Origin of the sequence: Streptomyces sp. NPDC050738 (assembly GCF_040654175.1) — a bacterium.
GTDB lineage: Bacteria > Actinomycetota > Actinomycetes > Streptomycetales > Streptomycetaceae > Streptomyces.
On sequence record NZ_JBFAHN010000002.1, the window covers coordinates 792,085 to 812,974 of the forward strand.

Annotated in this window: 13 protein-coding genes; 3 read left to right on the plus strand and 10 right to left on the minus strand. The window is 72.1% G+C overall.

Annotation, left to right across the window (positions count from 1 at the left end):
- Positions 1–27: 27 nt before the first annotated feature.
- Entirely contained in the window at positions 28–1,197 is a 1,170-nt protein-coding gene (locus AB0H78_RS07740; RefSeq protein WP_363233358.1) for a YihY/virulence factor BrkB family protein, read from the minus strand.
- A 17-nt stretch (positions 1,198–1,214) separates the two neighbouring features.
- Here AB0H78_RS07740 and AB0H78_RS07745 point away from each other — a divergent pair, with 17 nt between their 5' ends.
- Positions 1,215–2,855, plus strand: coding sequence for an acyl-CoA dehydrogenase family protein (locus AB0H78_RS07745; RefSeq protein ID WP_363233359.1), 1,641 nt, complete (start codon positions 1,215–1,217; stop codon positions 2,853–2,855).
- A gap of 225 nt (positions 2,856–3,080) precedes the next feature.
- Positions 3,081–4,352, plus strand: coding sequence for a GAF domain-containing protein (locus tag AB0H78_RS07750; RefSeq protein ID WP_363233360.1), 1,272 nt, complete (start codon positions 3,081–3,083; stop codon positions 4,350–4,352).
- A gap of 30 nt (positions 4,353–4,382) precedes the next feature.
- Here AB0H78_RS07750 and AB0H78_RS07755 read toward each other — a convergent pair whose 3' ends face one another.
- The 9 genes from AB0H78_RS07755 to AB0H78_RS07795 form a co-directional block, all read right to left on the minus strand.
- Positions 4,383–6,092, minus strand: coding sequence for an Hsp70 family protein (locus tag AB0H78_RS07755; RefSeq protein ID WP_363233361.1), 1,710 nt, complete (start codon positions 6,090–6,092; stop codon positions 4,383–4,385).
- Between the two features lie 58 nt (positions 6,093–6,150).
- Positions 6,151–8,277, minus strand: coding sequence for an Hsp70 family protein (locus AB0H78_RS07760; RefSeq protein ID WP_363233362.1), 2,127 nt, complete (start codon positions 8,275–8,277; stop codon positions 6,151–6,153).
- Positions 8,274–8,672 carry a nucleotide exchange factor GrpE gene (grpE, locus tag AB0H78_RS07765; protein WP_363233363.1) on the minus strand — a complete coding sequence of 133 codons (399 nt, stop codon included), beginning with the start codon at positions 8,670–8,672 and terminating at the stop codon, positions 8,274–8,276. Before grpE ends, AB0H78_RS07760 begins: the two co-directional genes overlap by 4 nt.
- Positions 8,673–8,704: 32 nt before the next feature.
- Positions 8,705–9,160 (minus strand): hypothetical protein, encoded by a 456-nt coding sequence (locus tag AB0H78_RS07770; RefSeq protein ID WP_363233364.1) that lies wholly within the window; start codon positions 9,158–9,160, stop codon positions 8,705–8,707.
- Positions 9,157–14,778 (minus strand): CHAT domain-containing protein, encoded by a 5,622-nt coding sequence (locus tag AB0H78_RS07775; RefSeq protein WP_363233365.1) that lies wholly within the window; start codon positions 14,776–14,778, stop codon positions 9,157–9,159. The genes AB0H78_RS07770 and AB0H78_RS07775 overlap by 4 nt, the downstream gene beginning before the upstream one ends.
- A 5-nt stretch (positions 14,779–14,783) precedes the next feature.
- Positions 14,784–17,864 carry a tetratricopeptide repeat protein gene (locus AB0H78_RS07780; RefSeq protein WP_363233366.1) on the minus strand — a complete coding sequence of 1,027 codons (3,081 nt, stop codon included), beginning with the start codon at positions 17,862–17,864 and terminating at the stop codon, positions 14,784–14,786.
- 29 nt (positions 17,865–17,893) lie between these two features.
- Complete coding sequence (locus tag AB0H78_RS07785) at positions 17,894–18,376, minus strand: hypothetical protein (RefSeq protein ID WP_363233367.1); 483 nt, start codon at positions 18,374–18,376, stop codon at positions 17,894–17,896.
- Between the two features lie 139 nt (positions 18,377–18,515).
- Entirely contained in the window at positions 18,516–19,478 is a 963-nt protein-coding gene (locus tag AB0H78_RS07790) for an MBL fold metallo-hydrolase (protein WP_363233368.1), read from the minus strand.
- Between the two features lie 9 nt (positions 19,479–19,487).
- A complete protein-coding gene (locus tag AB0H78_RS07795) occupies positions 19,488–19,844 on the minus strand; it encodes a helix-turn-helix domain-containing protein (RefSeq protein WP_363233444.1) in 357 nt (118 codons plus the stop codon).
- Between the two features lie 135 nt (positions 19,845–19,979).
- Here AB0H78_RS07795 and AB0H78_RS07800 point away from each other — a divergent pair, with 135 nt between their 5' ends.
- Positions 19,980–20,888 carry an NAD(P)-binding domain-containing protein gene (locus AB0H78_RS07800; RefSeq protein WP_363233369.1) on the plus strand — a complete coding sequence of 303 codons (909 nt, stop codon included), beginning with the start codon at positions 19,980–19,982 and terminating at the stop codon, positions 20,886–20,888.
- Positions 20,889–20,890: the final 2 nt, after the last annotated feature.

Sequence of the window (20,890 nt, forward strand, 5' to 3'; positions counted from 1 at the left end):
CGAGCGTACGCGAACCCGCTGACAGCCCTACGGCTTCTGTTCCTTGTCGCGCCCGGTTCCCCGCAGCCGCGACGTCAGATCGGTGGGCGGCAGGAACCGCGACCAGCGCTCCGGGAACTCCGACGGCATGTCCGCGCTGCCGTCGTCGTCCTCGTCATCGCCGCCGTCCTCGTCGACGCCCGCGACGGGGTAGCGCCTGGGGTCGACCGGGAAGCGTGCCACCAGCGCCGCCGCCTCCGCCGCCCGCAGTCGTTCGTTCACGGCGCGTGCCGCCGACGTGGCCGCCGCCGGCCAGACGCGGTCGATCGCCGCGTTCACCGCCGCGCCCACCAGGACCGCGAACGCCGAGATGCCGATCCACAGGAGCACGGCGATGGGCGCCGCCAGGGAGCCGTAGATGGTCGGGCCCTCGACCTGGCTCGTGAGGTAGACGCGCAGCAGCAGGCTGCCCACGAGCCACATGCCCAGCGCCACCAGCGCGCCCGGCACGTCCTCGATCCATGGGGAGCGTACGGGGACGGACACGTGGTAGAGCGTCGTCAGGAAGGCGATCGAGAGCAGGATCATCAGCGGCCAGTACAGGACCGAGATGACCTCCGTGCCCCAGGGCAGGAGTTGCACCACCCGGTCGGGGCCCACCACCGCGAGGGGCAGCAGGACGGCGCCGATCAGCAGGGCGACGACGTACAGCAGGATCGACAGGAGGCGGGTCATGACGATGCCGCGCTTGCCGTCCAGGCCGTACATGACCGTGATCGTGTCGATGAAGACGTTCACCGCGCGGGAGCCCGACCAGAGGGCGAACGCGAAGCTGATCGAGACGAGGTCGGGGCGTTTGCCGTGCGTGACGTCTTCGAGGAGCGGCTTGGCGAAGTCGTGGACACCGCGGTCGGAGAGGACCGTGGACGCCGCGTGCAGGATGTTCGTCTCGATGCTGGCGACGGTGTCGGTGTTGGTCCAGCCGTCGACATAGCCGAGCAGCGCGATCAGGGAGAGCAGCAGCGGCGGCAGCGAGAGCAGCGTGAAGAACGCCGCCTCCGCCGCGAGCCCGAGGATGCGGTACTCCATGCACGAGTTGACGATGTCCTTGAGAAGGAGCCAGGCCGTCTGTCGCTTGGAGACGTTGTTGTAGAGAACGCGCGCCCGGTGGAGTCGGCTGCCTGGTTGCCGCTCACCTGTTTCCTTTGCTGCCTGCACCTCCTTACCGTAGCGGCATGGCAGCCACCACCCACACCGTGACCAATCAGCCTCCGCCCCTGGTCGGGTACGACGTCTTCTCATCCGACCTCGCTCTCACCGAGGCCGTCGACCGGCACACCGCCCCTGAACTCCTGGACGGGGCACGGGAGGAGCTGGCCGCACTCGGCCGCACGGCGGGGTCCGCGCAGGCCAGGGAATGGGGGTTCCAGGCCAATGAGAATCCTCCGAAACTCAAGACCCATGACCGGTACGGCCACCGGATCGACGAGGTCGAATTCCATCCGTCCTGGCACCGATTGCTCGGAAAGGCCGTTTCGTCCGGTCTGACGGACGCCTGGGGGCGGCCCGGCGGGCATGTGCGCCGGGCGGCCGGATTCCTGGTGTGGACGCAGGCGGAGGCGGGGCACGGGTGTCCGGTGTCGATGACGCATGCGGCGGTGCCCGCGCTGCGGACCGACCCGGTGCTCGCCGCCGAGTGGGAGCCCCGGCTGACGTCGCATCTCTACGAACAGGAGCTGCGGCCCGCGTCGCTCAAGCCGGGGGCGCTGTTCGGGATGGGGATGACGGAGAAGCAGGGCGGGAGCGACGTCCGGGCCAATACGACGAGCGCGGTGCCGCTGGCCGCGGACGGTGAGTATCTGCTCACCGGGCACAAGTGGTTCTGTTCGGCGCCGATGTGCGACGGCTTTCTCGTTCTCGCGCAGGCTCCTGGCGGGCTGACCTGTTTTCTGGTGGAGCGGGTGCTGCCGGACGGGACGCGGAACGTCTTCGCCATCCAGCGGCTCAAGGACAAGCTGGGCAACCGGTCCAACGCGTCGAGCGAGGTCGAGTTCGACGGGACGCTGGCGAGGCGCGTGGGCGAGGAGGGGCGGGGGGTGCGCACCATCATCGAAATGGTCGCCGCCACCCGGCTCGACTGCACGATCGGGGCGGCCTCGCTGATGCGCCAGGCCGTCGCCCAGGCCACCCACCATGCCGCCCACCGCTCGGCCTTCGGCGGGGAGCTGATCGACAAGCCGCTGATGCGCAACGTTCTGGCGGACCTGGCCCTGGAGTCGGAGGCCGCGACGACCCTGGCGCTCCGGCTCGCCTCCGCGTACGACACGGACACGGACGAGGAGCGGGCTTTTCTGCGGCTCGCGGTGCCCGCGGCAAAGTACTGGACCACCAAGCGCTGTACGCCCGTTGCGGCGGAGGCCCTGGAGTGCCTGGGCGGCAACGGCTACGTCGAGGAGTCGGGGATGCCGCGGCTGCTGCGCGAGTCGCCCCTCAACTCGATCTGGGAGGGCTCGGGGAACGTACAGGCCCTGGACGTGCTGCGGGCGCTGCAGCGCGAGCCGCAGGCGCTGAACGCCTTCCTCCAGGAGGTCGGCAAGGCGCGCGGCGCCGACCACCGTCTGGACGGGGCGATCAAGGGCCTGCTGACCGAACTGGCGGATCTGGACGGCATCGAGGCGCGGGCCAGGCGGCTGGTGGAGCGCATGGCGCTGGTGTTGCAGGGGTCGCTCCTCGTGCGGTGGGCGCCGCCGGCCGTCGCGGACGCGTTCTGCGCGTCGCGGCTCGGCGGGGACAGGGGTGCGGCCTTCGGCACGCTGCCGCACACCCTGGATCTGGGCGGGATCGTGGACCGGGCCAGGGTGCGTATCGACACGTGAGTGCGCGGCCGTGAAAACGAAAAACAGCCGGGGTGGGTGCTGCGCCGACACGGCACCACCCCCGGCTGATGCCCTCACTTTCGTACAACCGCACGCCTTGTCGCGAGGGTTGCAGAAGGTTGCAGAGGTTCTGTGGACTCCCGGACACCGGGGTCCCGGGAGATGCACCATGTGGATTGACGGCGTCACAGCCGGTGCACAGCCATAGTTTTTCCGGGAGTTCCAGTGAAGACGAGACCCCTAGACCTCGGTCGTCTCAACGCACAGCACAGCGCCGAAACTGCCCGCCTACTGCACGCCCTGCACGAAGCCGCCCTCTCCGGGGTGACGACCGGTGCCGCCTCGCCGCGGCCCGTCATCGACGCGTCCTGGCAGCGGATGATCCGCATCGGGCTGAGCCCCGACCAGTCCACCAGCAGCGTGCTCCTGCAGACGGCCGAGCTCGAGCACCGTCGCAGAGCCACCGTGCTCGGGGAGCTGATGCCCTCCCTGAGCGAAGGGCTCGTCTCGATCGCGGACGCCTCCATGCAGGTCATGGTGGTGACCGACGAGGAGGGCCGGGTGCTCTGGCGCGACGGCAATCAGGCCGTGATCCGCCGGGCCAACGGCATCTGCCTTGAGGAGGGCGCCGCCTGGAGCGAGGGCACCACGGGGACCAATGCGATCGGCACGGCCCTGGCGGCCGCACGGCCCGTGCAGGTCCACTCCGCCGAGCACTTCGTCCGTACGCTCCACAACTGGACCTGCGCGGCCGCCCCCGTCCACGATCCGCGCGACGGCCGGCTCCTGGGCATCATCGACATCAGCGGCCCCGACTCCACCTTCCACCCCGCCACCCTCGCGCTGGTCGACTCGGTGGCGCAGCTGGCCGTCTCCGAACTCCGCAACCGCCATCACGTCTCCATCGAGCGGCTGCGGTCGGTGGCCGCCCCGGTGCTCTGCGGGGTGGGCGGGCGTGCGCTGGCCGTCGATACGCACGGGTGGCTCGCGGCCGTGACCGGGATGGCGCCGCCCGACCGGCTTCCGCTCCCCAAGTCCTTTGCGGCAGGCCGCAGATGGCTGCCGTCGCTGGGCATGTGCGCGGTGGAGCCGCTGCCGGGCGGCTGGCTGATCCGGATCGACGAGGACACGCGGGGGGTGACGGACCGGGTCGTCCTCGACCTGACGGCGCCGCGCCGCTCCACGGTGACCGTCTCGGGCGCCGCGGGCAGCTGGACCCATGAGCTCTCGCCGCGCCACGCCGAGCTGTTGTACGTACTGACCCTGCACCCGGGGGGCCGGACCGCCGCCGAACTCGCCGGTGACCTCTTCGGCGACACGACGCGCACCGTGACCGTACGGGCGGAGATGTCGCGGGTGCGCCGCCACTTCGCGGAGGTGCTCGCCCACCGCCCGTACCGCTTCGTCGAAGGTGTGGAGGTGGAGGTGGTGCTGCCCGAGCACCCGGTGGACCTGCTGCCGCACTCCACGGCTCCTGCGGTACGGGGGCGGGTCTAGGGGGGGGCGCCCCCTGGCGGCGGGGGTTCCTCACCTTCTGCGCCGTACGGGCGTGGAACCCGGCCGTCTGGTCAGCTGGTTGAGCAGTTCCTGGACCTGGGGGTGCTCGGGCTCCCACTGCAGGCACTGGCGCAGGACCGCGGCCGCCTCGGGCGCGTGGCCCTGCGCGGCGAGCTCCCTGGCGTGGGCGTAGCTGTGCCCCACCATGGTGTCGCGCAGGGCGTCGTTGCTGGGGTCGTGGGCGTGCGCGCAAAGCAGCCAGCGGCGGGCGTCCGCGAACTGCTCGGCACCGGGGGCGGCCATCGCGGCGTCGCAGTGGACCCTGATCATGGCTTCGAAGACGTCGGGTTCGTCGGGCTGCGTCTGCCAGGCCCGGTGCGCGGCCTGCACCGCCTGCTCGAACTGCTGCTTCCCCAGGAACTCCTGGGCGAGCGCGAACCAGTCGGCGGCCGTTCCGGTGGATTGCGGGGGCGCCACCACTGCGTCCGGTGCCGGTGCCGGTGCCGGTGCCGGTGCCGGTTCCGGGTCCGGCCCGGGGATCTCGGCGAGCAGGCGCTGAGCGTCGTCGATGATGCGCCGCAGCAGCAGCCTGGCCTCCTGGGGCCTGCCCTCGTCGAGGAGCCGGCGCGCCTGGCGGATGCCGGGCACGCGTACGGGCACGTCCAGCACCTGGGCGTCGGGCAGCGGGAGTTCGGCGAGGCCGGCCGTCGCCCCGGTGTCGCCCGACGACACGGTGGCCGCGGCGTCGTCCTGGTCGCCGCTGGGCCGCTGTGCGTACCGCAGCGCGCCGTGCGCGAGCAGCTCGGGGGGCGCCACGGCGAGCTCGCCGCCCAGGCGAGCCGCCGCCTCGGCGAAGCCCCCGATCCTGGTGGATCCGCCGACCAGGAGCACGGTGTCCACGTCGGACGGGGAAAGGCCCGACTGGTCGATGAGCGCGGCGGCGTGGTCCACCGCGATCCTGGCCTGTCCGAGCAGCGCCCCGGCGAGCTCGGCCGGGTCGAAGCCGATCTGGCCCGACACGCCGTCCCCGAGCCGTAGTTCGGCCCGGTCCGCGTTGCCCTCCTTGAGGCGTTCCATCGACTCGCGCAGGTGCAGCCAGTCCTCCTCGCGGAGGTCGGCGGTGTCCTCGTGCTCCCAACCGCCGTCCTGCTGGAGGGTTTTGAGTACGCCCGTCACCAGGCAGGTGTCGAAGAAGGCGCCGCCCGGTGCGATCGCCCCCTCGTAACCCAGCGCCCTGAAGTGGCCTCGTACGGCGCGGACCAGGCCCGCCTCGTACCCTCCGTACCCCATGGAGAGCACGAGAACGGTGCCGCTGCCGTTCCCCGCCGTATGCCCGATCACCGCCGCCACCGAGTCGCTGACCAGTCTGACCTGGGTCAGCCCCGCCTCCCTGGCCGCGTCGCGCAGTTCGGTGCGGGCGGCCGATCCGTACCGTGCGGGCACGGCGACGGCGGTCGGCCCCACCGTGCACGACGTCTCCTTCTCGACGGCCTCGCGCAGCGCCCGCAGCCCGGACACCACCCGCGCACGCACCTCGGCCTGCGGGGCCCGCGCGTCGCCCAGGAGGTCCTTGACGCTGGGGAATCCCACTGGGATCTGTCCGCCCCTGTTGATCTCGCAGGCCGGCCACGGCCAGAGCTCGCGCGGCAGCACGACGGCCCTGGCCTGCTCGTTCGGCGGAGCGTAGGCAGCCCGCAGGGCGGTACCGCCGAAGTCCACTCCGAGACTCACCTCAGGCACAGGGCCCCTCCCTCTCGTTCTTCGTTCTGCGCTCGTCGCTGATCGCTGATCGCTGGTCTTATTCGTCGATACGGAGCAGGCCGTCGAAGTCGACCGCGTCGTCGACCTCGGCCACATCGCGCTCGGTGAACGCCTGGGCGATCAGGGTCCGCAGCAACCGCGTCTGCTCGCCCACGAGTTCACTGTTGCCCGCCTGGTACGAGCGCCTGACGTCGGCGACCGCGTTGTTGAGCTGGCGTGCCGTCTCGGGCGGTGCGCCCGCGGTGGCCCGCTCGGCGAGCAGGAACTGCGAGGCGACCCCCGAGCCGTACAGGTCCTTGCGCAGGACGTTCGCCATCCGCTGGCACTCCGCGTCGTCGGAGAAGTGCAGGGCGCGCTCGGCCTGTTCGAGGTGGCGGCGGACGGTGAGGGTCTGCGCGGGGTCGATGAACTCGCCGTGCGTCTCCAGGAACCTGTGCGTCTCGGCGGCGGTCGCGGTGAGCTGCTGGCGCCACTCGATGGACTCCTCGGCGTACGCCTGGGCGGCCGGGGACGGGGTGCGCGGGGTGTCGGTGCGCAGCGTCATCTCCTTGACCATGTGGGTGCCGGGGACGCTGATGCGCACGGTGACGATGCGGTCGGCGTCGTAGTTGAAGGAGACGTCGACGCGGGTGTTGACGTCGATCTGCTGCGGCAACTCGTACTCGATGACGCCCTGTTCGGCGTTCTTGCTCGCCACGGTGGAGTCGCCCTCGTAGACGGGTACGCGGATGCGCCGCCCGTCCGTGGTGTTGAAGGCCCGCTTCATGGGCTCGGGCAGCGGATAGGGCGTGCCGCGCGGGATGATCTCGGCGAAGGCGTCCTGCTGGGCGCCCCTGACCGCCCCGATGCCCAGCGCCATGCCGGTCACCTCATAGATCTTCGGTGCGTCGAGGGTACGGGCGCCGGTGAGCGACTGGTGGCAGCCTTCGCAGACGTCGGCGTCCTCCTCGTTGGCGCGGGCGCAGCCCGGGCACTCCACCCCGTGCATGGTGCCCGCCAGGATGCCGGCGCCGAGCGCCACGCACTCCATGGGGTTGACGTCGCGGCGGACCTTGGCGGCGCCGAAGTAGGACTCGACGGTTTCGTACACCTTGGGCGTGAGCGTGGAGCCGCCGACGAGCAGCACGTCGGAGATGTCCTCGGGGCTGAGGTTCTGGTCGGCGAGCGCCTGCTGGACCAGGCGCATGGTGCGGTCCACCAGGGGCTGGATCATGCCCTCGTACTCGTCACGGGTGATCACCATGTCGACGTCGCCGAGGCCGCCGCCCTCGGGCATCCGGTACGCGGCGGGGATCACGATGTCCGCGTCGTCGAGCTGGCTGAGCTGGCGTTTGGCCTCCTCGGCCTTGGCGCGGGCGACGAAGAGGAACTTCTTGTCGCCGGTCGGGTCGACGCCCGAGTCGGCCTTCACCCAGTCGATGATGCGGTCGACGATGACATGGTCGAAGTCGTCGCCGCCCAGCCAGCTGTCCCCGGTGAAGGAGAGCACCTGGAAGTGGCCGCGGCCGTCCTTGTCCTTGGCCATGTGCAGGATGGAGATGTCGAAGGTGCCGCCGCCCAGGTCGTAGACGAGGACCCGGCGGCGCTCCTGGTCGTTGAGTTCGAGGCCGAAGGCGACAGCGGCCGCGGTCGGCTCGTCGATGATCTTCTTGACGGTGAGCCCGGCCTGAGTGCCCGCCTCACGCGTCGCGGCACGCTGGGCGTCGAGGAAGTAGGCGGGCACGGTGATCACCGCGTGGGTGACGTCCTCGCCGAGCGCGCGGGCGGCGTCGCGGCGCAGCTTGTCCAGGATGATGCTGGAGACCTCGGCGGGCGTGTAGTGCTTGCCGGCGATGACGACATGGGCGCGCGGGTCGTCATCGGCGCCGGGCACGATCTCGTACGTGAGACGGTCGCGGGCCTGCGCCACGGTCTCGTGCGCGTAGTCGCGGCCCATCAGCCGTTTCACGGAGACGACGGTGTCCGTGGGGTTGCGGGCGGCGAAGTTGACGGCGTTGCGGCCGACGAGGAGCTTCTGGCTGCCGTCGCGCTCGCGCATGCCGACGACCGAGGGAGTCAGGGTCTCGCTCTCCGCGTTGGCGAGGACCGAGGCGGTGCCGCGGACCTCGTTGTAGCGGGTGACGACGCTGTTGGTGGTGCCGAGGTCGATTCCGATGGCCTTCAACGTGCTTCCTCCTGGGTCGCGACGATCACGGTGGCGGGGCGCAGCACCCGGCCCCTGAACCGGTAGCCCTGCTGCAGTACTTCGACGACTTCCTCGTCCGGGCGGCCCGTTCCCGTCCGTACCTCCGTGACGAGGTGGGTGCCGGGTTCGGCGCTCTCTCCGGGTATGCCGATCAGCTCGACGCCCTGTTCCAGGACGGCCTTCTTGAGCTGCTGGTCGATGAGCCGGATGTTCTCGCCCTGGCCTTCGGCGAGCAGCCTGCCGAACGCGTCGACGACGTCGACGATCGCCTTGAGGAGCCCTTGGGTCTGCTCGTCCTGTTCGGCCAGCTGGTCCTGGAACTGCAGGGCCAGCAGGTCCTCCAGGCCACCACCGGGCGGGCGGTTCTGGTTCATCTCGATGCTCCTGGGTGGGTCGGCTGGGCGGGTCAGCGGTCGAAGCGGATGAGCTCGTGCGGGAGCTCCGGTGGCAGCGGGTCGGCGCAGGCGGGCAGGTCGGGTGGGTCCGGGACGGCCAGGGCGACTCCGTCCAACTCCTCGACCAGCCCGGACAGTTCACGCAGGGGCGGCAGCGCCAGGCACTGTGCGGCCTCCTCGGGCACACCCGGGTCCTCCAGCGCCGCCTCGGTCTCCGCGAGCTCCGCCGCGATCGAGGCCGCCGGGTCCACGTCGTACATCAGCACGTCCATCAGGAGGCGGCTGTCGGGTGTGCGCAGTTCGTGCCATGCCGTCTGCGCCTCGGGGGTCATCAGTCCCTGGAGCATCAGCTCGAAGGAGATGTCCTTCTGCAGATCGCGCTGGGTCGTCTCGGGTGTCACGCCGACCGCGGCCAGTACGTCGTAGGGGAACGGTCCGTTCCAGGCGGTCCCCGGGTCCTTGATCACAGTGCGCTCTCCCCCTCTTCCGTGCCGTACGAGGTCAGCAGTGCGTCGATGACGCCCATCAGGTCGTGTCTGACGGTCGCGTTGGTTCGGTCGATACGGGTGGCGCGCACCAGGCAGTGCAGTGCGCCCGGGAGGTCACCGGCCACCTGCCTGCTGGCCGCCTCGGCGGCCAACTCCCCCGCCCTGGAGCGTGGGTTGCCCCGCGCGCGCTCGGTCTCCTCGCGCGCCCTGGCGATCTGTTCCCCCAGCTCCCTGGGGCTGAGCCGCGACAGCAGGGGGGCCTCCAGGTCTTCGAGGATCTCGCCGAGGGTGTCCCAGTAGCGTGCGTACGTCGGTACGCGCTCGAGCCCCTCGTCGAGCAGCCCGAGCGCTTCCCTGAGCACCGAGAGCCGCTCGGCCCGGTGCTCGCGGGGAATGCGGGTGGCCCGCCCGAAGATCAGGCCCCGTACGAGATTGTTGCGGGCGCGTACGGACTCGGGGTTGAGCACCAGCGAGCGCCTCAGGTCGTCCTCGGAGCCGTGGTGGTCACGGGGCAGGCCGTAGTCCGCCCGGGTGTAGCCGCGCCAGACACCCCGGAAGGAGAGCAGGTCGGAGAGTTTGGCCTCCAGCCTGCCCCGGTCGTTGTTGCCGAGGGGCCGCAGCAGCGGAATGGCGCTTTCCACCAGGATGACGGCCTCGTCCAGGCAGTCGCCCATCCGCTCGCCGCTCTCCTCGGCCAGCACCTCGGCGCGGCCCAGGACCATGCGCAGGATCGCCTTCTTGGTGCGGGCGGCGACCGCGGCGCGGACCGAGACGCGGATGGCGGCCGCCCACTCCTCCTTGGCGCGCGGCAGACCTTGTTCGCCGTGGGCCAGCGCGGTGCGGGCGAGGACGAGGTGGGCGCGGACCGCGAGGTCGACGGTGTCCTGGACGAGGCGGGTGCGGCGTCCGGTGAGGGCCGCGTAGGCGGGGTTGTTCTTCAGGAACGCCGCGCAGCCCGGGCAGCCTTCCGCCTCAGCGGCGGATGCGGTGTGTCCGCCGGGGCACTCCGGCGGGAGGTCCCGGAGCGAGGCCCCTTCGGGCAGCAGGGTGTTCGCCTGCTCGAAGCGCTCGCGTCCGAAGGCGGTGAAGGCGGGGGCGAGTTCGGAGAAGGCGCAGCGCAGATCGCGCAGGGCCTGCTCGCCGACGCCCGTCCCCTGCTGTCCGCCCTGCTGGCCCGCGGCGTCCAAGTCGGCGACGAAGTGGGCCAGTTCACCTTCGAGGCCCATCATGCGGAGATATCCGGGCCCCGCGGCGAGCGTGTCGCCGCCGCCCGCCCCGTCGTGGAGGGGCAGCCCGCCGACCTCTCTCAGTGCGCCCGCGCTGTCGAGTTCGATCTCCAGGGTGGCGGTCAGGCCCTGGTACGCGCGCACCAGCGGGGTGCGGCCGGCCGCCGCGTGAGCGGCACAGTACGCGGCCATGCGCCCGGCGAAGTGGCGTCCGAGCTCCCAGCGGAGCGCGCCCGCGTCCTCGGGGGCCACGGCCTGGCGGTAGCAGGCGGCGCGCGCCTTGAGCCAGCGCACCCAGTACCCGTCGGCGCTGATCAGGGCGGCCGCGTAGGCGAGTGCGAACTCCCAGGAGACGGCGGCGTGTTCCCATGCCCCGCTCTCCTCCAGCTCCTGTGCCTCCCAGTAGCGGGCCACGGTCAGGGCGTGCAGGGTGTCCATGTCGTCGGGCGCGGTCCGCAGCCGCTCCTCCCACAGCCCGACGGCCTCCTCGCGGTCCCTGGCCAGGCAGACCAGGAGCGGGGCGTCGTCGGGGAGCTTGTGGCACAGGTCGTCCAGGAGCTCGGCCGGGTCGCCGGGCTGGATACGGCTCAACTCGTCGCGCAGGGCGCGTGGTTGGCGTACCCGATAGAGCAGGGCGTCCAGCTGCATGCGCTGCGCGGGGATGCGCAGCCGGTCCCAGGCCACGCGCGCCTGCCAGGACATGGCGCCCTGTTCCATGAGCGTGTACGTGGCGTCCTTGACCTTCTCGGACGGCGATCCCGGGGTGATCCCCGCGCTGCGCAGCGCCTGATAGGGGAAGGTCTCGTCGCGCAGCGTGCACCGGTCGGCCACCAGGACCTCGCCGGCCAGGCCGTCCGCCCACGGCAGTACGTCCATGAGGCGGCGCAGCCGCAGCCAGCGCGCTTCGGCGTGCTCGACGACGCCCAGTGCGGGACCGTACGCCTCGATCGCGGCGCTCCACTGGCCTGCGGCGTCCAGGGCGCGGCCGCGCGCGTAGGCCCGGCGGCCGTTGGCGTCGCGGCGGCCCGCGCAGCGGCCGTAGGCGTCGACCGCCTCCTGCCAGTCGCCCGCGGCCTCGGCGAGCCGTGCGATGGCGTAGTCGCCGAGGGCGCCGGCGTCGCGGTAAGCCCCCAACTCGCCCGCGATCAGGGCGACGCAGTGCCAGTCGCCCTCCGCGTCGGCGAGGCGGATGCGGGCGTAGGCGGCGCGCTGGGCGACGTCCTCGAACTCGGCGGGGAGCAGCCCGTAGGCCTCGTTCGCGCTGCGCCAGCCTTCGGGGTCGGAGCTGTCGGGCTCGGCGAGCCTGGCGCGTACGTAGTCGCTCCTGACCTCCACGTCCTCGTAGGCGTCGGGCAGTCCGGCGTAGGCGGCGAGCGCCTCGGTCCAGCCGCCGCGGCCCTCGTGGGCGCGGCCTCGGGCGTACTCGCGCAGGCGTGCGAGCTCCTCGTCGGTCTCCTCGGCCGCCGAGTACAGGCCCAGCGCGGCGGCCCAGTCGCCCGCCTGCTCGGCCAGCCGCCCGCCGGCCTTGCGCCGCAGCAGCCCGATCAGTCCGTCGCGGGCGTCGTCGGCCGTCCCGGCGAGATGGCTGAGAACGGCCCCCCACTCCCCCTGCCGCTCGGCGAGCCGGGCGCGGGCGAAGTGCCGCCGCGCCCCGACGTCGCCGCCCCGGTGGGTGTCGGGCAGCCGCCCGAAGCCGTCGATGACACCGTCCCAGTCGTCGGCGGTGTCGGCGGCGCGGCCGCGGGTGTAGAGGAGCCGGTCGGAGCAGTCGAAGGTATGGGTGGGCACGAGCGCGAAGTGCGAGGCGGCGTCCGCCCATTGCTCCCGGGTCTCGCAGGCGCGCCCGAGGACGTAGTGCAGTCGCGCGACGGAGTCCCGGTAGACGGGCACCCCGGACTCGCCGTCCGCACCGTCCGCACCCGCACCCTCCGCACTGGACCGCTCCTGCGCGCGCGTCCCTGGTTGCACGATGGCGCCGTAGAACTCGGCGGCCTGCTCCCACTCCTCCGCGTCCTGCGCGATGCGGCCCTTCGCGTACCGGCAGCGCGCCCTCGCGTCCGGCCACGGACCGGCGCCCTCCCCGCCGGGCAGCGCCGCGTACAGCTCCGCCGCCTCCTGCCAGGCGCCCCTCTCCTCCGCCGCTTCCGCCTGCGCGAACACCGCTGCCTGTACGTCGGCGAGCCGTGCCCCCACGTCCTCGCCCAGGGCCCGCAACTCCTCCAGCGCCCCCAGCGCCTTCAGCCATGCCTCCGCCCCGACCGCGGCCTGGGCACGCGCCGACAGCGCGCGTGCGGCGCTGTCCCTGAACTCCGGGTCCTCGCCGAAGACGTCCACCGCCGCCGCCCACCGCCCCTCGTCCTCCGCCACGCGCCCCTCGCAGTAACGGCGCCAGCGCCGGGCCTCCGCGTCGTCCGGTGCCTGTACGAACTCGCCCTGGGCCAGCGCCCATTGGCCCGTCTCCACCGCGGCCCGGCCCCGTGCACAGGCGGCGCGGGCCGCCGTGTCGAGGTGGCCCGTACAGGCGTCGTACGACTGCACCGCCTCGGCCCAGCGCCCTTCCTCCTCGGCGCTGCGGCCCGTGCAGTACGCGGCCAGAGCCGCGGCGTCGCGGTATCCGGCGGGGCGGCGGGCCAGGAGCAGGGCGTACCCGTCGGCGGCCATGGACCAGCGGCCTTCCGTGCGGGCCAGGTCGGCGGCCGCCCAGCAGCCGGCCAGGTCGACTTCCTCCGCCGCGGCGTCCCTGGACCCGGCGGCGTCGCGGAATCCGGCGGGACGCGCGGCGAGCACCTCGGTGCAGCAGCGGAGCGCCTCTTCCCAGTCGCCGGACTCCTCCGCCTGCCGCGCCTCGCCGAGGAGGCCGGCGAGCCGGACGGCCGCCGCCACTTCCGCCGACAGGCACTCGGCGAGACCGGCATGCGCCCTGCCCCTCAAGGCGGCACTCACCAGGGCCAGTTGACCGCTCGCATCCTGTTCGGTGGCGAGCGTCGCGCAGAGCGCCTCGATGTCGGGCCAGGCCAGCTCGACCGCCGCCTCGTCCCCCAGCGCGCCCCGTTCCGTGGCGAATTTCCGGAACTGGTGCTGCGTCATCCGCCGCACCCGGTCCCAGTCGCCGGCGTCCCGCAGGAATCGTGCGGCGGCCATGATGTCCTCCGGGCTCACATTGCCCGGTTTCTCCTTGTACGCGCGCAGCGCCGCCGCGCCCTCGCTCAACGGGTCGGGCCCCGACTCCGGGTCGTCCCTGATCTCGCGCGCCTTGAAGAGCCAGCCGTGCCGGTACGCCTCGTGCACGAACAGCACGGGAGTCGTCCACTCGATGGCCGTGTGCCCGGGCAGTTCGGCGATGGACCGGCGTGCGGTGCCGACGGCCTCGTCGATCGTACGGTTGGTGCACACCGCCTGCAGCAGGGCCGGGCTGAACGCGGCGGATGCCCCGTCGGAGACCGCGCCGTGCATCGCCACCACCGCGGGCATCCCGCTTCCGACGAGGGCCTGGGCGAGCCCGGAGTACGGCTCGGTCGGTGAACTACCCGCTCCTGAGCAGAGGTTGAGGACGACCAGGCGCAGATGGGGCGCCCGTACGAGCATCCCGCTGAGCAGGTGCCCGGGGATGCGGTCGGCGGTGCCGTCCTCGGACTCCAGATAGACGCAGCCCTCGCTGCGCACGGTGTCGTACGTGCCGTGCGCGATCAGCAGGAGGATCGTCGGCCGGTCGGGCTGCTCGGCGAGTGCCTCCTCCAGGCCGCGGCGCGTGGTCTTCTTCAACACATCGAGCTGGACGGCGACTTCGGGCAGCCGCTGCCCGAGCGCCTCCAGTTCGGGCCCGTACTGAACGGGGCCGAGCCCCTCGCCCGACGGCGAGGCGACGGCCGCGAGGAGCCTGATGTGCGCGGGCTCCTCCAGCGGGTCGGGCAGCCGCTGCCCGGGCTGCGGTCCGTGCAGCGTACGGGCGAGGGAGAAGAGGAAGTTGAGGCCCATGGACTGGTAGGGCAGTGCGGCGGGAGCCGTCAGCGTCTCGATGGGCAGCTGCCGCAGCTCCGGGGGCAGGTCGAAGCGCAGCCGCAGTCCGCTCGGCGGCCTTTCCTGCTGGACCTGTTCGTACGAGCCGGCGAGTGCCCCGGTGAGGGCGGGCCCGAAGAGCAGCCCGAAGACGTCGCGGCCGAGGTCGCGAAGCCGGGAGGTCACCGGCTCGTTCCCGTACGGCGCTTCGCCCATCTCCGCTGAGATCAGCTGCTCGAACCTGGCCCGGTACGCGGCCGGCTCGTCCCCGATCTCGACGATGTCGGCGGCCGAGACGGGTCCGTTGGCGAGCACCAGATAGCGGCCCGGCCCCACTCCACGGACCCGGATGCGCAGTTCCTCGTAACGCTGCATGCCCGTCACCGCCTTCCATAGGTGCTGCGGGCGCTGGCTATCGCGGCCAGAACCGCGGTCAGATCCTCGGACGCGACCCGGTTCATCGTCTCGATCTCCGGATTGCCGGGGTGCAGGCGCTGCGCGGCGGTCATGCGGTCGACGCGCTCCTGAAGGATCTTCAGCGATTCGACGATGCCGACCTCCTTGATGAGCAGGGACGCGAGCAGGTTCAGCACATGGCCGAGGTTGAGATGGGAGACGGCGGCGTGCGGATTGAGCTCGACGGATGTGCACAGATCGGCGGCCGGGGAGCGCAGCCGCTCGATCATCGTGGTGTCGGCGATCGTGTCGCGTGCTTCGTGGAGTGCGTTGACCGTCTGCACACCGCGGGCATTGAGCGCACCGGCCAACTGGCCGTTCACACGGTCGAGTTGGGTGCCGGCGGTGTTGCGCTGAGCGCATTCGAGGACCTCGACGGCCTCGTCGCGCCGCTTGGCCCGCAGCAGTGATTCGGCGCGCCCGATGGCCATGTCGGCGATCTCGGTGTGCACCTGGCTCGCACCCCCGCCCGCCCCGCTCCGTACGACGGCCTCACGCCAGCCCTCCGACACCTGCGCCAGGTCCGGTTCACCGGCGGAGAGGTCCGCGCGCGTGCGTTTGAGGAGGATCTGCGAGGCGAGTGCGTCGGCGTCCTCGACGAGCAGCCGCTCCTTCCCTTCGCGTCCCGCATAGCCGGGGTGCACGGTGTCGAAGGTGGGGCAGCCGCTGCGGCACTGGTCCGCTCCGCGGTTGCGGCCCCGGCGGGCATCGACACCCTGGCGCCGTACGTACTGCTGGGTGCGGCAGTCCACGCAGCGCAGATCGTCGAGCGTCCGCAGGGCGTCCGCGAACTGCCCCGCCTCCGCCTGGGCCTCGGCGATTCCGAGCACGGAGAAGGAGCGCCGCAGCTGCCCGGCGTCGTACGCGGCCCCGGCCTGCCTGCGCCGGCCGTGGACCGCCTCGCCCGTCTCGGCGAAGACACGGAACTCGGCCACGAGCCCGGACTCGGCGAGAAACAGCGGCCCGCAGGCCAGGGTGCGGGCCGAGGCGGCGGAGGGCGGGAGGCCGCCGGACTCCGAAAGGAGCCGGGCCGCGGTCAGTTCGCGCTCCAGCAGGACGCGGGAGGATGCGCCGCCGCCCGCTGCGGTCAGCCGCGCCTCGACGTACTCCTTGAGCTTCCCCTTCACGGTTTCGATACGGGAAGGGGGTACCGGCTCGCCGTACCGTCCACCGGCCTTGATGCGGAAGTCCTCCCAGAAGGCGGGGTTGTGCAGCAGGGCGGCCCAGGAGGCGATGCACTGCTCCCGCAGGCCGGCGCCGTCGCTGTCGCCGAGGCCGTGCAGCAGGGCGAGGGCCAGGGTGTGCAGCGTGCGGTGGTCGGTGGGGTCGCGCCGCACGGCCGCGCGCAGGGTGGTCACGGCGGTCGCGCGGCGTCCGGCCGCAATGCGCAGGACGGCGTGCGGTGCGGCGAACCGGGCGCCGGACTCCCCGAGATGACGGTCACTCAGTTCGAGCCCGGCGACGCGCGAGTCCGACCCGCCCCCTTCCTCCAGGGCGTTCTTCCGTACGAGCAGGGCGACTTCACGCCCCGCCCGCCCGGCGGTGGAGGGATCGGCGCGCTCCAGGACGCGCCGCGCGGACGTGACGTCGCCGCCCCTGGCATCGGCGGCGGCCCGCCAGAGCGGCCCCATGGCGCGCTCGCGGTCGCGGCCGCTGCGGTAGAGGGCCTCGATGAGCAGGACGTCGCGGGGATCCTCGTCCGGCAGCTCCCCGAGCAGATCGGCGGCCCGCGCCCACGCACCGTCGGCGACGCTCAGCGCGGCGAGCGCGAGGCGGGCGCGTTCACGCAGGACGCCCATCGGCCCCCGCGCGACATAGCCGAGCTCGCGCAGCGCGTCCTCCCGCCGCCCCAACTTCTCGTAGCAGAGGGCGAGTTCGAGACGGGCCCGGGTGTCGTCGGGACGCAGCTCCAGGGCCCGGGTCCAGAGCGAGGCGGCCCGCTCGCGCTCTCCCGCCCAGAACTCGACCAGCGCGATCGAGCGCACGGCCCGTACGTCATCGGGCCGACGCAGCAGCGCCTCTTCCAGGTGCCCGCGCACGGCGCGCGGCCCGCTGCGCCCGGCGTCCTTCCAGGCGGCGTAGAGCCGCAGATCGGCGAGCGAGTCGTCGAGTGCGCCGGCGGGCCAGAGGGCGGCACTGCGCCCCAACTGCTCGGCGGCAGCGGCGAAATCCTTCTTCCGTACGAGGGGCACGGCGGCGGCGTAGGTGGCCCGCGCGACAGCATCCGCACACGCGGGGTCATCGGGCCGCCGCTCCCGCAGCGCGCTCCAGGCGCGCACGCTCACGTCGTATCGCCCCAGCCGATAGGCGACGAGCCCCTGCCGGTACAGCACGCTGTCGCTCTCGACCCCCTCGACGAGGGCCTGTTCGTACAAGGGGAGCGCCGCGGCATGCCGCCCTGACCGCTCCATCGCATACGCGAGGAGGGCGAGCCCGACAGGGGTGCGCGAGGTGTCCTCGTGGGTCAGCCCGCGCAAGGACTTCTCGGCCCCGGACCAGTCGGCTCCGCGTAACTGCAGAACGGCCAGCAGCCACCGGTCGTCGGCGAGGGTCGGCCCGCCCTCGCCCATGGCCTCGAGATCGGCCCGCGCCTGCGCCTGCCGCCCCTGTACGAAGTACACCCGGGCCCGCTGCGCATGCGCGCGCGGATCCCCGGGCGCGCGCTCCAGGGCGGCGTCGAAATACCGCTCCGAGTCGGCGAGACGCTGCAGATGGGCGGCGGCGCACCCGGCCCAGTAGTAGGCCTCCGCCCCACTCGGCAGGAGTCGCTGGGCCTCCTGGAACTGCCCCAGGGCCTGATCGAAATCGGCTCCCGCAAGACACACCCGCCCGAGCCCGACCCGTGCCCCGGCGGCGACGCCGGCCGACTCGGCCTCCCCGTCGGCCACATGTTTCCCGACGCGCCCCAGCGCCTCGTCGAACTTGAGCCCCGCTCCCCGCGCGTCACCGCCCGCGAGCAGCTCCTGGGCCTCCTCCAGCACGCGCCCGGCCCGGCGCAGCGCCATCCCCCGTAACATCCCGCCACCCTTCCCCGTCAGCCCTGCGCGACCTCGTCCGGCAAAGCCTCGTCCGCCACGGACCGCCACCGGGCCTGGGCGATGTCGTAGTGCAAGGGCCCCAACCGATAGTCGCTCAGATCAAGTTGAAGAAGCTTCTCGAAGGCCTCAGGAGGCAGCCCGGCCTCCAGCACCACCTTGATCCCGCTGCCGGAGTCCTGCAGCACCATCGGACCGGGCAGCGCAGGGGCCCCGTCCGCGGACCCATCGCCCCGCACGAGCCGCCTGATCCCCCGGAGAGCGCCGCCGACGGCCACCTCGCCCAGCCCGCCGAGGAACGCCTGAAGCGGCAGCACGACGAGTGCGATCCAGGTCACGGTCGCGGGCTCGCGATGGGACAAGGGGCGCCGCACAGTGGCCGGATAACCGGCACCCTCCAACAGCTCCGACAGCAACTGCCGCTGTTCCGCGGTGACTTCGTCACGCAGAATCACCTCAGCAGTAGCCACGCGCTCAGCCATGAGGCCACCTCTCCGGACGCCGACGTCCACCTCGACCATGATTCCATCCCCGTGTGACAGAGGAGCGGGAATGGGCAGACGGGATGGATCTCTGCTCATTACTACGCACAATCTCCGCGTGCGGTTCTTGATTGCGCGGTCAGAATCGGCAGGGAGTCAGATAGTCCGGTGTCAGGATCCTGGTATGCGGAGCCGCCGCCCCGACCTGGGCCATGAAGCCGTCCCAGTCGACCGAGGGATCCCGCTGCGGACCCTTCTCCCACGGCAGCTCGAAGTTGTCCCAGTGCACCGGTACGACCGTGCCGGGAAAGCCGAGCGTCTCCAGGAGCCGGGGCACATAGCGGTGGGTGGAGGTGCTGGTCGGCACCGCGACCATGGCCACATCGGGGCGCAGGCCGGCGGCGTCGCGGGCACTGAAGTCGCTTGCGCCCATGAGGAAGGCGGCGGGCCCGCCGTCGACGCTCACCTGGAAGGCGAGCGTGTCCCCTTCGGGCAGGTCGGAGATCGTACGGGGCCGGCCTCCCTGCGGTCGGCCGCCGAGGGTGCCGGGGGCGAAGTAGCCGAAGCCCGCGTTACGGCTGTGGCGGCTGGAGACCACCTCCACCACGTATCCCCCGAAGTCGAGCACCTCGCCGCCCTTGACCACGACGATCCGGGTCGCGTCGACCCCCAGCGCCTTGAGCAGGTGGTACGTGGTCTCGGTGCCGACGATCCGCGCCTGTGTGGAGGCCGCGATGAAGGGGACGTCGTTGAGGTGGTCCCAGTGGCTGTGACTGACCAGGACCAGCTCGGGGTCACCGGCGTTCCGGGCGACGAGCCCCTCGTCGACCGTCAGCGGCGTATGCGGGTCGAATTTCCCCGGCCCCCGGAAGAGCCCTGTGTCGAAGCGGGTGATGTACGGATCGAAGAGCACGGTCCGCCCTGCGATGTCGATACGCCACCCGCTGGTCCCCAGCCACCGGAAGACCGCGTCCGAGGCGGGCACAGCCGGGTTCGCGGCAGCCGCGCCGGCCAGATCGGGCACCAGGGGCAGGGCAGCACCCGCAGCCGAACTCCTCAGCAGTAAGCGGCGGTTGAACAGTGGTGATCCGTTGTCTCCCATGCCCCACAGCTAACCAGGTACCACCACAGCCTCAGCTCCGACGACGTGGTCCTTGCCCCACGCTCCGAGCGGAGCGAGCGCCGCATTGAGGCGGATGCCCGCGTCGGTGAGCGAGTACTCGACGCGCGGCGGCACTTCGTCGTACGCCACGCGTCGCACGATGCCGTCCTCCTCCAGCTCCCGCAGGTGGGAGGCGAGGACCTTCACGGTGATGCCGGGAACCTGGCGTTGCAGCTCGCCGAACCGGATGTCCGGGTACTCGGCGAGCGCCCAGATCAGCAGCACCTTCCACTTGCCGCCGATCACTCCGAGCGCGGCGTCGACCCCACAGTGGTAGCGCCCCGGTCGCATCCGCTCGCTCGCCATCGTCTCCATGCCTTCCCCGTACGGAACATGCCGCCCGTGCAAACACCGTCCCTGCCTCGATGCTTCCCTGGCGGTAACCAGTGACTTCACAGTGCGTACTTGTGGGTCCGCACCCGCCCGACGAGGGTTCTCGGCATGACACAGAATCTCCCCAACACCGCCCCGACCAGCAACAACTCGACCCGGAAGGTCACGCTCCTCGGACTCGGCGCGATGGGCAGCGCCTTCGCCCGTGCGTGGCTCGCGGCCGGTTACGAGGTGACGGTATGGAACCGCACCCCGCCCCGTGCGACCGCGCTCGGCGAAGAGGGCGCGAAGGTCGCGGCGAGCGTCGCGGACGCCGTCGCGGCCGGCCCGCTGATCGTCACGGTCCTCCTCGACGACGCCTCGGTCACCTCCGTACTCGACGGCGTCGACCTGACGGGCAAGGACCTGGTCGACCTGACCACCGGCACCCCCGAGTCGGCGCGGGCCCGCGCACGGTGGGCGGCCGAGCGGGGCGCGCGCTTCGCGGACGGCGGGATCATGGCCGTCCCCCCGATGGTCGGAATCCCGGAGGCGGGCGGATACGTCTTCTACAGCGGATCCCAGGAACTGTTCGACGAGCACCACGCCACCCTCGCGGTCCCCCTCGGCACCCGCTTCGTCGGTACGGACGCCGGTTTCGCGAGCCTGCACGACATCGCCCTGCTGAGCGGCATGTACGGCATGTTCGCCGGCATCACCCACGCGTTCGCCCTCATCCGCGGCGAACAGGACATCAAGCCCTCCGAGTTCGCACCCCTGCTCGCCGGCTGGCTGGGCGCGATGAGCGGCATGGTCCACGACACCGCGGCCCGTCTGGAGAGCGGCGACTACGCGACCGGGGTGGCTTCGAACCTCGCGATGCAGACGGCGGGCGTCCCGACCTTCGTGGCCACAGCCGAGCAGTACGGCGTGAGCACCGAACTGCTCTCCCCGCTCTTCGCACTCATGGAGCGCCAGGTCGCGGCGGGCGGCGGCGCGATGGACACGGCGGCACTCGTAGACCCCCTGCGTACATGAGA

What these genes read in the sequence shown, in the direction of transcription:
- AB0H78_RS07745 (WP_363233359.1), top strand. Translation starts at nt 1,215, where the DNA reads ATGGCAGCCACCACCCACACCGTGACCAATCAGCCTCCGCCCCTGGTC.
- grpE (WP_363233363.1), bottom strand. Translation starts at nt 8,672, where the DNA reads ATGAACCAGAACCGCCCGCCCGGTGGTGGCCTGGAGGACCTGCTGGCC.
- AB0H78_RS07775 (WP_363233365.1), bottom strand. Translation starts at nt 14,778, where the DNA reads ATGCAGCGTTACGAGGAACTGCGCATCCGGGTCCGTGGAGTGGGGCCG.
- AB0H78_RS07780 (WP_363233366.1), bottom strand. Translation starts at nt 17,864, where the DNA reads ATGGCGCTGCGCCGGGCCGGGCGCGTGCTGGAGGAGGCCCAGGAGCTG.
- AB0H78_RS07785 (WP_363233367.1), bottom strand. Translation starts at nt 18,376, where the DNA reads ATGGCTGAGCGCGTGGCTACTGCTGAGGTGATTCTGCGTGACGAAGTC.
- AB0H78_RS07790 (WP_363233368.1), bottom strand. Translation starts at nt 19,478, where the DNA reads ATGGGAGACAACGGATCACCACTGTTCAACCGCCGCTTACTGCTGAGG.
- AB0H78_RS07795 (WP_363233444.1), bottom strand. Translation starts at nt 19,844, where the DNA reads ATGGCGAGCGAGCGGATGCGACCGGGGCGCTACCACTGTGGGGTCGAC.
- AB0H78_RS07800 (WP_363233369.1), top strand. Translation starts at nt 19,980, where the DNA reads ATGACACAGAATCTCCCCAACACCGCCCCGACCAGCAACAACTCGACC.